Genomic DNA, 15,466 nt, shown 5'->3' on the forward strand with positions numbered 1-15,466 from the left:
CATCCACTATTTGGACGCCTAGCCATAAGCCCAAGCTCAATCTGCTCTTTTACCATGGTAGAGGTGGTTCAATTCTAAATTCGACGCCAACTGACTTTAGTTCACTCTGTATGGCCATCACCTCGTTTGCCGATCCGGCAAAGATAGTGAAGCCTCTCCGCAGAAATAAGGGGTCGAAATAAGGGGTCAGAACACTTTTCTAGGTCTACCACGAGGCCGAACTTTCGCTACGCGGCCAAGTTCGGCTTCAATGGCCACCTGAAAACGGTTGGTTCCTAGTGCACGCTGCTGTTGGAGATAGGTCCGTATATCAAGCAATTGGTCGTCACTAAGAGCTTCTTTGAATAGCTCACGATAGGCAGCCTGCCTTTCCTCGGCGTTCATCCCAAGGTTTAAGTACGCGCTGTGTGGATGAACCAGCGGATCACCCAACCCCAAGGCGTTGGCGTGAAAGCTCGTCCACGGATAGTCCTCGGGGCTGGCAACCATGGCAGCTCTTACTGGGTTCAGTTCGATGTACCGATAACACGTCAAAAGGTACGTCTCGTTATCAACCAAACCCGCTTTGTACCAACCTTCCCATAAAGTGCCGGTTCGATGATAGGTCTTATTGAAATAGGTAACGTACCGTCGCCCGAGCGCTTGCATGCATCGCGACAGCGCGCCCTTGGCACTCGGAGTAATGAGCATGTGTACGTGATTGGTCATCAAGACATAAGCGTGCACCAGGCAATTCTGCTGCCGGCAAGCCTCGCGCAATAGCTGATGGTAGCAGCGGTAATCTTGGTCGCGTAGGAAGCAAGGTTGCCGGTTGTTTCCGCGTTGAACGACATGCTGCGGTAATCCTGCCATGTCGAGACGAGGTTGGCGTGGCATGAGGAGGAGGCTGCCAGCATGAGAGGGAGATCAGCCTGCCACCTCGTGCATCGCGAAATATGCCGGCTAACTCCGCTGCCACCTGTCGGAAAAGGGTTCTGACCCCTTTGACGCTCTACTTGGCGGACGCGGACGGGGCAACCGCTAGCGCGGCCTACCGTCGCCGCGTTTTGCCGGGATCAATGCTCCCAAGAAGGCTTTTCGGGCAACTCCCATCCTCTCAAAAGAATGCGGAATTCGGCCAATAGATTGGAAATGTCCTCAAATTTGTCGATGTTGGACTCAAGCATCCATACACCGATGCCCAACCCTGGATCACGAGGCTCTTTTATCATTTCGTTTTTTGCGTCGCATATTGCTTTGCTCAAACCAGTCAAACCGATCAAGAAGTCCACGTCCTTGCTCTCACCTTGATGTGACAACAAGGAAGCCTCGAGATGTTCTGCACATTGCTTCAATTTTTTAGTGTCCACTGGTGCCTCCCGAAATTTCGCCTATCTTGTTGGCATTGGGGTCTGTCCAACCAGATCTGTTTGGAATTAACGCTTGCTGTGCTCCGCCTGACGCTGAATAGCCACCTTGCGTCACAGGCGCGATTTCGCTGGTGAACACTGTTTGCTCTGTACCAGGGAGTGGATGCATCGCATAGACATCAAAACCGAGTTGACCTCCTCGAATAGCCTGTTCTGCAGGCAAACCAAGTTGATTGGCTATCTGCTGCGGAGGAAGTTGTGACAAAGCATCATATTGCGCTCGGGTGACGAAATAGGCGGAATGTCCACTTATAGCATCACCGCCCGAAGCATTCTTGGGAACGAGCTTAATCAACTCAAAGTCGGACCCGACATTCATTGATGTTGGCAAATCAACCCCAGTTTGCAGCAAGCTCGCCGTATATTCTGAAGCTTTTGCCGGAGAAACGCCTGCGGCTACATATTGGCTATAAATCGCCTGTGCTTGTGGTGTCTGCATGATTTCTGACGTGATCTGGAGACCCTGTGCATTAAACTGTTCAATTGACGTGTAAGAAAGCTTTGCAGCTTGATTACTAGCAGCCCAGGCATTGACGCTAGCATTTGCGGTGTAAGCTTCTACGCCGGCAGGTACCAATTGTGAAGCACCGTAAATGACAGCTGCTGCGTTTGGCGATAGACCAAGAGATTGAAGCGCTTGCTGGCCCAAGGTTGTGGTAAAGCGCCCCGTCACCATCGTGTTAGCCCCGGCCGCCGCGTTGTCCAAACCGGCGCCTCCTATATACATAGCAGCCACACAACCAATGCCAGTTTCACAGGTTGTCGCCATCAACCCGCCACCTAGGGTCTCTAGGCTACCACCCACCATTTGCAAGCCACCTAACGCGCGCGTTGATGCTTGATTGCGACCATTCCAGTCAGAGAGCCCGCCGTTGAAGAAGCTGTAGCCAAACATGAAGTTGCCGCTGGCGTCCCTTTGACTGGCTAGCAAATCTCTCTCCGAAATCAGCGCATCTGAACTTCCCAACGTCTGGAGGGCCATCAGGATTTGATAATTGGGATCGCTTGTTGATACTCCATCAGCGCAATGAGTCAGTGCGCACGCTGCTGCTTGGAGCTTTTGGATTTCCTCTTGGCTTTGACCTTGTTCCAATTGTTTCAGTCGAGCAGTTTCATCAACATGCAGCTCTCGGTTGTACAGTTCGCCAGAAAGGGCTGTAGAGGCTCCTGCACCGCCACCCACGACCCCACCGATCGCGGTGCTGCCCAATTGCATCAGGAGATTGCGCTGCACCGGATCGGTAATGTTATGGTCGTCCAGATATTGCTGCATCGCTGCACTGGCTTTCTCACTGGCGGCCGCACCTAGGGCTCCCTGCAGGGCGTCGCCACCGCCTAATGCTGCGGTCGCAGCCCCCACCAGACCGTGCAGTAAGGTCTTATTTGCACCGCCGTCACTCCAGGCCTTCTTTTCGGCATCCGTGGATGCGTGATTGGCCATGTAGCTGGAGATGTCTCCCACCGCGGTCATGCCGACTTGTCCCGCCAACATCCCCGCCTGCTGATTCTGCGCGACTTTGTTCGGATCAAGAGTGTTGGTCAGCCCGTTCGCGTCACCCAAGCTTACATTGCGATTGAGCCCGCTGAGATCCTGGCTCGGATTATCACGTACCACGACGCTGCCCTGCGCAATTCCCGCCTGAGTAGTGCTGCTCTTGTTGCTGTTCTGTGGAATACCTATCCCGGGGCTGAAGCCGGTCATCCCAGACAAGCCGCCAGTGCCCATACCGCCACCTACGCTAATGCTCTCAGCGCTGGATTTCTCATGGTTCTGGATGTCGCTGAAGCTCAGGCTGCCAGTGTCGAGAATGTTTTTTTCCCCGCTGGCACTGCTGGCGATCGCCGCCCCTTTGAGGTCGGTATTCCCGCCCACATTGATATTGAAACCACCATTACCGGCTCCGATACCGCTCATCTGCGTCACGCTGGCGTAGTTGCTGTTCGCCTTGCTGGCCGCCAGATTGCCGCTGACGCCCACTCCGCCACTGCTGCCCCAGCCATAGACCAGCGTGATACCACCCTGGATGCTGTGGCTAGCGTAATCATTGGTGTCCTGCTCACTGGCAACGTTGAGGTTGCCACCGATGTTGGCCAATACGCTGTTGCCGGTCGCCTGGGCACCCTTGATGGTGGTGTCGTTGCCGCTGAGCATGGTCAACGTGTTTTGGGCGCTGACCACGCTATCGGTATGGGTGGTGCCATTGCCGTGAGCGATGGATTCCCCCGCCGAGGCGCTCAGGTAGATGCCGGTGGTTTGGCCGATGCTTAGGCCCACCTCGCCGCTGGCGTTGTGACTGTTGTTGCTCTGCGTGTGCTGTTCGGCCTGGCTGAGCAGGTTGATATTGTTGGTGGCCGACAGGGCAACGTTGTTGCCCTTGATCTGGCTGCCGATCACGTTCACGTCGCCGCCGGTGGCGGCGATGTTGACGTCGCCAGTGCTACTGATCTTGCTACCGTAAGCAGCGTCATCGTGAGTTTTGCCAGTGCTGGTGGAACTGCCGCCACCGATGCCGATGCGAAGGCTGATACCTTGCGTGCTACCGCTACTCAACGCCTGCGCACCGGTTTGGCCTTGCAGTCCCATGGCGTTACCCGCGCCGGGAGAGAATAGGGTCTGTGCCGCTTGCATCGCATACAGCGCCTTCAAGCGCGAATCGCTACTGCTGGCGGAGGCGCCATGGACGTCTGCGGCTAGCGTTTGCGCAGCCGTTGCTGCCCCGCCCGTCAAGCCTACGCTGATACCGGCACTGCTCTGCTTCTGCGTTTGCGTGAAATCCTGGCTACCTACAGCGGCATCGATGGTCACGTTCTTGCCAACGATATTGGTCGCTGTCTGGCTCAGCACGTCACTGCCAGTGATATGCACGTTGTTACCGGCAGTCAATGTGACGGCACCATCGGTGCTACCCACCAGACTACCGGTGTAGCTCACTTCCTTGTCGGTGCTGGTGGTCGCCGTCGACTTATTGCCAATCAATACGCTGAAGCCGCCACCATTCATCAACCCGGTATGACTCGTACCGCTGGATTGCGTTTCGGTATACGTGTCCTTGCCCGCATTGAGGGTGAGGTTGTTGCCCGCTGCCAGGGTGACGTCGTGCGTACCAGCAACCTGCACGGCAGTGCCAGTGAGGTCATGACCTGCAGCCACCGTGACGGTGTCGCCGGATAGCGTGCTGCCAACGCTGTTGGTCTGGTTGATGGTGGTGCTGCTTTGATTGCTGCGCCACTCCGGATCGACCGAGCCAAAGCGCTTGCTGCTGTCGCTGAAGAAGTTGAAGCTGCTGTGGCTGTAGTCGTGCTCTTCAGTGTGCGTGTTCTCGCCAGCACCGAGGGTGACGTCATTGACGGCGCTAAGGGTCAGCGCCTTGTTGGCCGTGAGCTGCGCAGCCTCGGTGGCTAGGTTGTTGCCGGCCGCCAGCGTCACGTTGTTGCCGCTGATCGCCGTACCAACGGCATTGCTATCACTGGTAGCGTCGTGGGTGTGCGTACTGCTGCTGGAGAACAAGCTGCTCTGGTGCGTGCTCGTATCCACGTAGCTGCTGTGCACTTCCTGCGCTGCCGCCAACGTAAGGTTGTTGCCCGCACTTAGCGCCACATTGCCATTGGCGCTGTTGAGCTGCCCCGCCGTGATGGTGAGGTCATGCGCCGCAGCCAGGCTGATACCGTTGCTGCCGGTAAGGGTGGTGCCGCGTACTTGCTGGTCACTCTTTCCGGTGCTGGTTTCGGTGTGGTGCTGGAAGTTGTCCGTGCTGGTCGTGGTGGTGTCGGTCGCGGCTTGCAGGTTGATGTCGTGGCCGGCGCCCAAGGCGATGGTGCTGCCGGTGACTTGCGCGCCCTGGCTGGTAACGTCGCGGCCGGCCAGCAGGGTTACGCCGCCTGCTGCTTGAAGCGCGCTGACCGTGTGCGTGACGGACTCGGTGCCATTGCGCTGTGTACCGACATGCGTGGTGGTGCCGGTGGCCAGCAAGTCGAGATCACGGCCAGCCAGCAATTGCGCACTGCCACCCGCATTGATGGCCGTGGCGGTGGTGGTGAGGTCACGACCGGCAGCCAGGCTGAGGTTGCCGCCTGCCGTTACGGGGGCGGTGTCCAGTTTCAAATCGCGGCCGGCGCTGATGCTCAGGCTGCCACTAGCACTGATGCTGCCGGGTAGCGACAGGTTGCTGAGCGCTACTGGGCTCAATTGCGAAGTCAGGCCATTGACCTGGATGGCACCCAGGCTTTGGGCCACGTTTACGCCGCTGAGTACGTCGCCACCGGCGACCAGCGAAACGTTGCCACCGGCCTTGAGCGTGCCGCCGTTCAAGATGTTTTGCGCAGCGGTAACGCTCAGATCATTGCCCGCGCTGATGCTGCCGCTGTTGAGCAGGTTGCTGGCGGTGAGCTGCGCGTTTTGGCTCGCCGCGATGCTGCCGTTGTTGGTGATGTCGCCGCTGGCGGTCAGGATCACGTTCTTGCCGGCGATGGTCGCGCCGTTGGCGGCGAGATTCTTCGCATCGGCCGCACTCAGGTAGACCACCGGCTCCAGCACCTGGTGGCCGTCCACGTTCACGCTGACCAGCCACACGATGTCCTGGGTGAGGTTGGCCATTTGATCGGGCGTAAGCGCTACGCCCACCGACAGGTTGAACTGCTGCGCCACCTGCACCGCGTTGTTCATCAGAGCGCGATACTGGTCCAGCGCGTCGCTGGCATCGGCCAGATAGCGGCGGCCGGTCAGCTCGGTGATCTGGTCCAGCACACGTTGCTGCTCGTAGAAGCCATCGCCCAGGCGTTGCTGGGTCTGTTGCGGATTGAGGCTCAGCTTCTGCAGCATGTAATCGCTGCTGATGAAGTTGCTGTAGCGGGTGAACTGCGGGTTGGTTTCGACCAGGAACTGGCTGCCGGGCTGCACGTTGATGGTGTACAGGCCGGTTTGCGGCAGGTTGATCGTCGCGTTCGGGCCGACCAGCGTGTTGACTACTTGCGGTGGCGCAAGCGAAGCGGAACTCGTCGAGGGCGTGGTTGCAGTGCCGACGTTGTGTGCGCCCGCCGTACCCGGCGCGGTGCCCTGTCCGGCTGACTGCAGCGACGAACTGCTGGCATTACGCCCGCTCGCCGTTCCCAGCGCTACGCCGGTTCCTGCCTGCAGGTTCGAACCGCTGCCGGCACCAGGTGCGCTTGCCGTACCCGGTGCGAGATCCTGCGCCTGACCCGGTGCCTTCAAGCCCGAACCAAGATCGACACTGCGCGCACCCGCCAGACCCAACGAGCTGCCGCTCGCCTGGCCGGGCAGGTTGCCGATGGCGATGTTGCCGACGCTACCGCCGGTACCGCTGGCGCTGCCTACCGTCGCCGCCGCGCTACCGCCCACAGCCTGCCCGGCACTGTTGCCGCCCAGGCCCAAAACCTGCTGCACCGGCTTGCCGTCGGCGCCCACGTTGGTATTGGTGATGGTTTGCCCGGTGATCGCCACCGTATTGCCTGCGCTCATGGTCGCGGCAAGGCCGGGGCCGGCGTTGTAGGTGATCCAGCCGGGCTGGTTCGAGCCAAGGCCGGTCTGCACGCTGGCCTGGTAGGTGCCCCAGGTTTCGTAGTCCTTGAAAGCCCAGTGGCGACCGCCGCTAAAGCTGACGTATTCAATGCCGGTCTGTTCATTGATGCTTTCGCTCAACGTACCGGTGGGGGTGAAGGCGATGTTCTGCACGGTGGCGTTGGAGGTACCGCCACCGCCGTTGTTGCCGTTCTGGCCATTGATGGTCAGGTTGTTGCCGGCGCCGATGGTGGACTTGTCGTTCAACACCGAGCCGTTGAGCGTGATGTTGCCGCCGGCCAGCAGTTTGCTTTGGGCGCTGGCGGCAGCGAGCCGCTGTACTGCCGTGAGCGTGGCCGTGGTGATCGATTGCAGATCGTTGTGCAGGATGTTGTGCGCGTCGCCATTGATGGCGCTCCCGTTGCACCACTGGTCGCCATCCTTGCCCGGCGTGCCCTGGCCACCGCAGAACGATTCCAACGCATTTTGCTGCGCTTGGGTCAGCACTTGGCTGGCCGCGACGTAAGGTGGACGGTGCGTTGGGTCGGTATCGTCGTAGCGGTACGCCGCCTGCGGCGAACCGGTGTTGGTGTTCTGTGCTTGTTCGCCGGCGGTGAGGTTATAGGTAGTTGTCTGGAATACGCGCCGCTGGTTGGTGAACTGGTTGGTGTTGATGCTGACGCTGCCGTTGGCTTCGATGTCGCCGGACAGGTTGGTGACCGCCTGGCTCGCGCCACCGGCAGTGTTGGCGGCGATGGTGATGTCGCCGGTGGTGAAGATGGTGGCGTCGCGATTGAGCAGTGTGCCGCCCACATACAGCGCGACACTGTTGCTGCCGGCGATCATCGCGCCCTGGTACGGGTTGTTGCTGGTGGTTTGGCCCAGATCCGCGCCGTTGGTGAGCGAACCCGCTGTTGCGGTGATGGTGCCGCCAATAATGTTTGCTGTGTTGGTCAGCACACCAGCGTTGAGCGTGATGATGTTGCCATTGATATTGCCTTCGTTGCTGAGCGTGCCACCGGTGCTCAGCGTAGTGGTGCCATTGCTGATGAACGTGGCACCGGTTGCGTTATCGATATTGGCGGCGGTGACGGTAAGGTTGTTCGGCGCTTGCAGCGTAGCGCCGGCTGCGTTGCTGAAGTTGCCGCCGACGTTAAGTGTGAGATCGTTACCGGCACTTAGCTGGCTGCCGGCGACGTTGGTGAAATCGCCGCCAAGGCTCAAGGATAGGCTCTGGCCTGCGGCCACCTTGCCCATGCCGGTGAGTTGACCCAAGTTGAAATTGCTGTTGCCGTTGCTGGCCAAGGTGCCATTGGCGTTAGCCACCGAGGCCAAGGCAAAGCTGAGATTGCCGCCGGTCTGCAGCGAACCTTGCGTGTTTTGCAGCGTGGCGCCGCCGTTGTTCCAATTGATGTCGCCGGCGGCATAGACGCTTCCGCCGACGTTGCTCATGCCGCCGAGATAGAGCGCGAGCGCTTGTCCCGCTACCAGCTTGCCGGCGTTGTTGTTGTCCAGGTTCGCCGCCGAAAGCGTCACCGCGCCCTGGCCGCCCAGGGTGCCGCCCTCGTTACCTAAGTTTTGCGCCACCGAGATGGCGCTGGCGCCCTGGCCGGTATCGGCGATACGACCGCTGGTGTTGTCCAGGCTCGCCGCATTGACGTTCAACGTTGCACTGCTATTGCCGCTGCCTGCTTCGATCTTGCCCGCGCGGTTGCTGAGGGCGCCGCCGCTGGTGAGGGTAGCCGAAGCCTGCGCCTGCATGGCACCGTTGTCGTTGACGAGATTGCCTTGCGCCGTCACGCCCAGGGTGTTGCCGGCGTAGATCTGTCCGGTATTGATCAGGCTTCCGCTGTTTACATTTACCACACCGTTGCCACCGATAAAGCCGCCCGCGCCGTTGGTAAGCGTGCCGGTAGTGGCAAGACTCAAGGCTTGCGCATCGGTCAACTTGATGAAGCCGCCGCTGTTGTCCAGCTTGTTGGCAGTCGCACTCAAGGCGCCGCCGGCCTGGATCGTGCCGCCACCGGTATTGGTCAGCGCCTGCGCGATGGTGAGGCCAACGTTGTTGCCGATCAGCGTGCCGACCACGTTGCTGAAAGCATTGGCCTTGGTGGTGATGTTGCCGGCAGCGCTCAGTTGGCCACCGTTGTTGCCCAGGGTGCCATTGCTCTGCAGGGTAAGCGCACCATTGCCCGCGATCTTGCCATGGGTGTTGGTGAGGTCGCCGGACGTAACGAGATCAAGCATGCCGTTGCCGGCAGCCTGCAAGGTGCCGCTGGTGTTGTCGATCGACGCGGCATTGATGGAGAGGTTTTGCGCATTCGTGGCCAGCGTGCCACCGGCATTCTCGAAGGCGCCGGTGAACGACAAGTTCAGATCGCTGCTACCGCTCTGCACCAGCGAGCCATACTGGTTGTTCAAGGCAGCGGCCTGCAGCACGAGCGTGCCTGCGCTGAGCTTGGCGACTTGTGAGGAAGATGCGCCGAGGTTGATCAAGCTGCCGGGCGTGGTGATGCTGACCAGACCGTTGGCCGCCAAGTCGCCACCGGTATTGTTGATGTCACCCTGCGTAGCTTTGAGGGTGATGCTGGAGGCGCGCATCTGGCTGTTGGACAGATCGATCGCGCTGCCGGTCAAGCTCAGATGGCCGGCCGCCAGCGCGTGGCCGTGGTTGGCCAGGTTGCCGCTGGTAGTCAGCGTGAGATCGCCGCTGCTGCCTAGCGTGCCATTGCCCTGCAAGCCCGCCGCCAACGTACCGTTGCCGCCGAGACTGCCAGCCGTGAGGGTGGTATTGCCGGAGGCTGCAAGCACACCGTTGTTGGTAAACGCGCCGCCAATGTTCCAGATGGCATTGCCAAGCGCATAAGCGTTGCCGCTGTTGCTCGCACTGCCTTGCGTGGTGATGCTGAGCGAGGTGCCGCTGCGCAGGCTGCCGGTGCTGGTGAGGCTTGCGGCGGTGAGGTTGAAGCCTTGCGCGCCATACAGCGTGCCTGCATTGCTCAATGCACCGCCAAGCTGCAGCGTCGTCAGTTGCGTGCCGTAGAGCGTACCGCCTGCTTCGTTGTCGACCGCACCTGTACCGATGATGCTGAGATTGCCACCGCCCTGGATGACGCCGGCATTGTCGAGCAGCGTAGCGGTATCAGTGCTTAGATCGCCTGCAGCGAGGATCGAGCCGCCGGTCTGGTTGGTCAGCGTCGCGTTGCGTTGGAAAGCGAGCTTGCCGCCGGCTTGCAGACTGCCGCTGTTGGTAACGTTTGCTGCCTGCAGCGTGGCGTTGCTGCCGCTTTGGATTTGCCCGCTGTTTGTGACGCCTGCGCCGGTCAGCGCAAGGGTCTGACCGGTGACCAGCTTGCCGCTGTTGCTGAGGTTGCCAGTGCTGCTTAGTTGTGTGGCACCTGTGGCACTCAACGTACCTTGGTTAGCCAGCGAGCTGCCGCTGACGACGAGATTGCCATTGTCCGCTTGCAGCGTGCCGCTATTGCTGACACCGCCCTGCGCCGTGAGTCCGATCGCCTGCTTGGCTTCCAACGTGCCGGCATTGGCGAAGCTATTGGCGTTGAAGGTGACGTTCTGGCCGCTGTAGATGTCACCGCCCATCGCGGAGCTGAAAACGCCACCCACTTGCGCGGAAAGGCTGCCGTTGATGGCATATAGCTCGCCGCTGTTGGCGAAATCACTGGCGCTTTGCAGGCTCAGGTTCTGCTGCGCCTGGATCGCGCCGCTGCTTACCAGCTTGCCGTTGCTGCTGAGCGTGAGCATGCCCGCGCTGCGCAAGGTACCGGTGTTGTTCACGCTACCGGCCATGAACGTGGCGGTGCGCGCAGCATACAGCATGCCGCCATTGGTCAGTGCCCGAGTCAGGCTGAGGTTGAAATCCTGGCCCGCATAGAGCGTGCCGCCGGTCGCGTTGTCGAGTGAAGCCGCATGCGTCATGACGAGGTCGCTGCCAGCCTGCAGCACGCCTGCATTGCTCACGCTGCCGGTTTGGCCTAGCGTAAACGTGCCGCTGGCGATCCACTGCGCGCCACTGGCATTGCTCAGATCGGTGCCCGCCAGTGTGGTGTTGCCCTTGGCGTTGATGCTGCCTTCGTTGCTCAGCGTGGGGGCGGAAAGCGCAAGATCGCCCCCGCTCTGCAGCTGACCACCGGATTGGTTGTCAAAGCTGGTCGCGGTCAGGTTGATGGCTTGGCCCGTGACCAGCACACCGCTGTTCTGCGCCGTGCTGCTCAGCTGCGCTTGCAGGTTGCCGTAGGCGCTGAGCGTGCCGGTGTTGGCCAGCGTGGCGGCGTTGATACTGACATTGGCCTGATCCGATTGCAGTTTGCCGCTGTTGGCAAAGGCATCGCCAAGCTGGACTGCATCGGCCTGCTTGGCTTCGATGCTGCCGGCGTTGGTCAGCGAGGCTGCCGTGATCGCGAGGCCCTGACTGCCGTAGATGTCACCGTTGGATTGGCTGATGGCCGCGCCCGTCAGCATCGCCGTCCAAGCGCCGCCAAGTGCATATAGCTTGCCGTCGTTACTCAGCGTGCCGCCGCTCAAGCTCAGTGCACCACCGGCTTGCACGGCGCCTGCGGTGGTCAGCTGCGGCGCCGTCAAGCTCAGATTGCCGCCAGCCTGCAGTACGCCGGTGCTGGTCAGGCTGTTGCTTGCATTGAGCACCGCACTGCCATTGGTACTCAAGATGCCGCTGTTGCCGAGCACACCCGTGGTGAGAGTGAGGTTACCTGAGCCGTTCTGCAGGGTGCCGCTATTGGTGAGCGCCGCGGCGTGCCGCATGGCCAGATCGCCGGCCGCCTGCAGCAGGCCGGCATTGCTTACGTTACCGGTCTGATTGAGCGTGAGTGTTCCGGCGGCGATCCATTGGGCGCCGTTGGCATTGGTCAACGTGGTGCCGGAAAGCGTGGCATTGCCTTTGACGTTGACGGCGCCTTCGTTGTTGAGCGTGGCGGCCGAAAGGTTCAGGTCGGTGCCGCTCTGGATTTGTCCGCTGGCCTGGTTGTCGAAAGAACTCGACGACAGATTGATCGCTTGCCCGGTGACCAGCACGCCGCTGTTCTGCGCTGTGCTGCTCAGCTGGGCTTGCAGGTTGCGATAGGCGCTGAGCGTGCCGGCGTTGGCCAGCGTTGCCGCGTTGAGTGTGATGTCGGCTTGGTCGGACTGCAGCTTGCCGCTGTTGGTCAAAGCGCCGTCCAAGGTAAGGGTGTTCGCTTGCTGCGCTTCGATGCTGCCCGCGTTGGTCAGCGAGGCTGCCTTGATCCCAAGGGCCTGGCTGCCATAGACGTCGCCGTTGGACTGGCTGGTGAAAGCGCCCGTCAACGTCGCCGTCCAGGCGCCGCCGAGTGCATACAGCTTGCCGTTGTTGCTCAGCGTGCCACCGCTCAAGCTCAATGCACTGCCAGCCTGCACGGTGCCGGCAGTGTTCAGTTGCTGCGCCGTCATGCTCAGGTTGCCGACGGCGAGCAGTGTGCCGGTGCTGCTCAGGCTGCTGCTTGCGTTGAGCACGGCGCTTCCGTTGGTGCTCAGGGTGCCGGTATTGGCGAGTGTGCCGGTGGTGAGCGTGAGGCTGCCTGTCCCATTCTGAAAAATGCCGCTGTTGGTGAGCGATGCGGCGTGCAGCATGCTCAGGTCGCCAGCCGCCTGCAGCAAGCCGGCGTTGCTTACGTTGCCGCCCTGGTTGAGCGTGAAGGTTCCGGCGGCCATCCATTGCGCACCGTTGGCGTTGCTCAGATCGCTGCCGGTCAGGGCGGCATTGCCCTTGACATTGATGCTGCCTTCGTTGCTCTGCGTGGCCGCCGACAGGTTCAGGTCGGTGCCGCTCTGGATTTGTCCGTTGGCCTGGTTGTCGAAGGTACTCGACGACAGGTTGATCGCCTGCCCGGTAACCAGCACGCCACTGTTCTGCGCCGTGCCACCTAGCTGTGCTTGCAGGTTGTGATACGCGCTGAGCGTGCCGCTGTTGGACAGGCTCGATGCGATTAGCGTGAGGTCGGCTTGATCGGACTGCAGCTTGCCGCTGTTGATCAGCGCGCCGCCCAGCTTGATGGCATTGCCCTGCTGCGCTTCGAGGCTGCCGGCATTGGTCAATGACGCGGCGTTCAAAACAAGGTTCTGGCTGCCGTAGATGTCGCCAGCCGACTGGCTGGTGGCTGCGCCCGTCAGCGTCGCCGCCCAGGCGCCGCCGAGTGCATACAGCTTGCCGTTGTTGCTCAGCGTGCCGCCGCTCAAAGTCAGCGCGCTACCAGCTTGCACAATACCGGCAGTAACCAGCTGCGGTGCGGTTAGATTCACGCTACCGCTGGCGAGCAGCGTGCCGGTGCTGCTGAGCGAGCTGCTTGCCGTGAGGACAGCGTTGCCGGTGGTATTGAAGGTGCCGCTGTTGGCGAGCGACGCGGCGTGCAGCATGCTCAGGTCACCGCCAGCTTGCAACAAGCCTGCGTTGCTTACGTTGCCGGTCTGGTTGAGCGTGAGGGTTCCGGCGGCCATCCATTGCGCACCGTTGGCGTTGCTCAAATCGGCGCCTGCCAGGGTGGCATTGCCTTTGGCGTTGACGCTGCCTTCGTTGCTCTGCGTTGCGGCCGACAGGTTCAGGTCGGTGCCGCTCTGGATTTGTCCATTGGCCTGGTTGTCGAAGGAAGTCGACGACAGGTTGATGGCTTGGCCTGTAACCAGCACACCGCTGTTTTGCGCCGTGCCACTCAGCTGTGCTTGCAGATTGCGATAGGCGCTGAGCGTGCCGCCGTTGGACAAGCTCGATGCGACCAGCGTGACGTCCGATTGATCGGACTGCAGCTTGCCGCTGTTGATCAGGGCGCCATCTAGATTGATAGCGTTGCCCTGCTGCGCTTCGATGCTGCCAGCGTTGGTCAGCGACGCTGCATTCAAGGCGAGGTTCTGATTGGCATGCACATCGCCGCCGCTTTGGTCGGCAAATGCACCGCTCAGCGTTGCCGTCCACGCACCGCCAAGCGCATAGAGCTTGCCGCTGTTGCTCAGCGTGCCGCCTTGCAAACTCAGCGCAGCACCCGCCTGCACCGTGCCGGCGGTGGTCAGTTGCGCCGAACTCAGTGTCAAGTTGCGACTGGCGATCGACGTACCGGTGCTGCTGAGGGCGCTGGTGGCGTTCAGAGTTGCGTTGCCGTTGGCGCTCAGGCTACCGCTGTTGCCCAGCGAATTGGCCTGGATCAGCAGATCGCCGGCATCGGTCTGCAGGATGCCGCTATTGTCGGCATGGCCGCCGGTCTGCACGCTGGCGCTTTGCGCGGTTTCGATCGCGCCGGCGTTGCCGAACGATGCGCCACTCAGATTGATGGCGCCGCCCGTGTAGATGCTGCCGGTGGCCGTATTGTTCAACGCGCCAGCTGCCTGTGCGGTCAGCGCACCGTTCTGCGCCTTGATCTGGCCGCTGTTGCTCAGCTGGCCATTGGCGGACAAGTTCATGGCGGAGCCGCTGTACAGCACACCACTGTTGTTCAAGTCCGCACTGCTGATGTTCACCGCGCCACCAGCGGCGAGCGTGCCCTGGTTGCTCAAGGCTTGCGCCGCTTGCACGCTGAGGTTGCCGCTGGCGGTAGTCTTGCCGCCAAGCACTACCTGGCCGGCACTGGTCAGCGAAAGATCACCGCTTTGTGCGGCGATTTGGCCCTGGCTGTTTACGCCGAGGCCAGCTTCGGTGCCGAGCAGGCGGATGGCATTGGCATACATGCCGCCCAGTGCCGATACGTCCAGCGCCACGGCGGGTGTTGCGCCAGTGGCCGCGATGGGTTGCGCGGCCAGGGTGGTGTAGTCGACGCGATTGCTGCCGGTGACCACATTGAGCTGGCGCGCCCACACGCCGGCGTTGATCTCCACTGCACGCGCCAGCAGATCGACCTGGTCCGTCTCGCTACTGAGCAAACCCTGCGAGTTGACGGTGATGGTGCCGCTGCGGACGTTGAAGCCGGACAAGCCACCGTTCGCATCGAGAATCGGCACACCCGTCACCAGCGTACCGCGCGGCGCGTTGATGAAGCCGCAGCCGCCGCAGGTGATGCCGTTGGGATTGGCCACGATCACTTGCGCCGCGCGGCCGGCCACTTCCATCGCACCATTCAATTGACTGGGCTGGGTGGAGGTGACTTCGTTGAGGATGATCGCGGCGGACTGGCCGGGGCCGAGGTTCGGATTGCCGGTGATATAGCCGGACAAGTTCGTGTTGCTGACGGCGCCGTTATTGTTGAAGATCAGGCCGTTGCTGCCGACGTTGAACTGCTGGTACGTGTTGTGCGACACGCCGGCGTTATTGGGTGCGGCGATGTTGACTACGGGCACGCCATTGGGCGCGGCGATCACGTTGGTGTGACTGCCGCCATCCGGAGTGGTTTGCGCGTGCGCAGCGGGCAGGCCGAGGGCCAAGGTGAGCGCTGCCCAGAGTGCCTGGCGGCGAAGGGAATGGCGCCAGACCGTGGAGGTGGTGGCCGTGGCGAGCTTGCGTGCAGCAGTGTCCTTCATGGCATCGATCCTCGATGTATCCCACGCGCGCCGGCTGCGCCGGCATGGCGTT

The 15,466-nt window shown here is 61.2% G+C and carries 3 protein-coding genes; all 3 read right to left on the minus strand.

Annotation, left to right across the window (positions count from 1 at the left end; genetic code table 11):
• Positions 1-186: 186 nt before the first annotated feature.
• The 3 genes from QQJ96_RS09835 to QQJ96_RS09845 all read right to left on the minus strand — a co-directional run bounded on the left by QQJ96_RS09835 (position 187) and on the right by QQJ96_RS09845 (position 15,414).
• On the minus strand, positions 187-876 hold the full coding sequence (locus QQJ96_RS09835) for a transposase (protein ID WP_284331816.1): 690 nt from the start codon (positions 874-876) through the stop codon (positions 187-189).
• Between the two features lie 179 nt (positions 877-1,055).
• Entirely contained in the window at positions 1,056-1,349 is a 294-nt protein-coding gene (locus QQJ96_RS09840) for a hypothetical protein (RefSeq protein WP_284331817.1), read from the minus strand.
• The gene (locus QQJ96_RS09845; protein ID WP_284331818.1) at positions 1,339-15,414 is read right to left on the minus strand and encodes a beta strand repeat-containing protein; all 14,076 of its coding nucleotides are present in this window, start codon (positions 15,412-15,414) and stop codon (positions 1,339-1,341) included. Before QQJ96_RS09845 ends, QQJ96_RS09840 begins: the two co-directional genes overlap by 11 nt.
• Between the last annotated feature and the right edge of the window lie 52 nt (positions 15,415-15,466).

Origin of the sequence: Dyella flagellata (genome assembly GCF_030160275.1) — a bacterium.
GTDB lineage: Bacteria > Pseudomonadota > Gammaproteobacteria > Xanthomonadales > Rhodanobacteraceae > Dyella_B > Dyella_B flagellata.

Coding starts and splice junctions, on each gene's coding strand:
- QQJ96_RS09845 (WP_284331818.1), bottom strand. CDS start 15,414: ATGAAGGACACTGCTGCACGCAAGCTCGCCACGGCCACCACCTCCACG.
- QQJ96_RS09835 (WP_284331816.1), bottom strand. CDS start 876: ATGCCACGCCAACCTCGTCTCGACATGGCAGGATTACCGCAGCATGTC.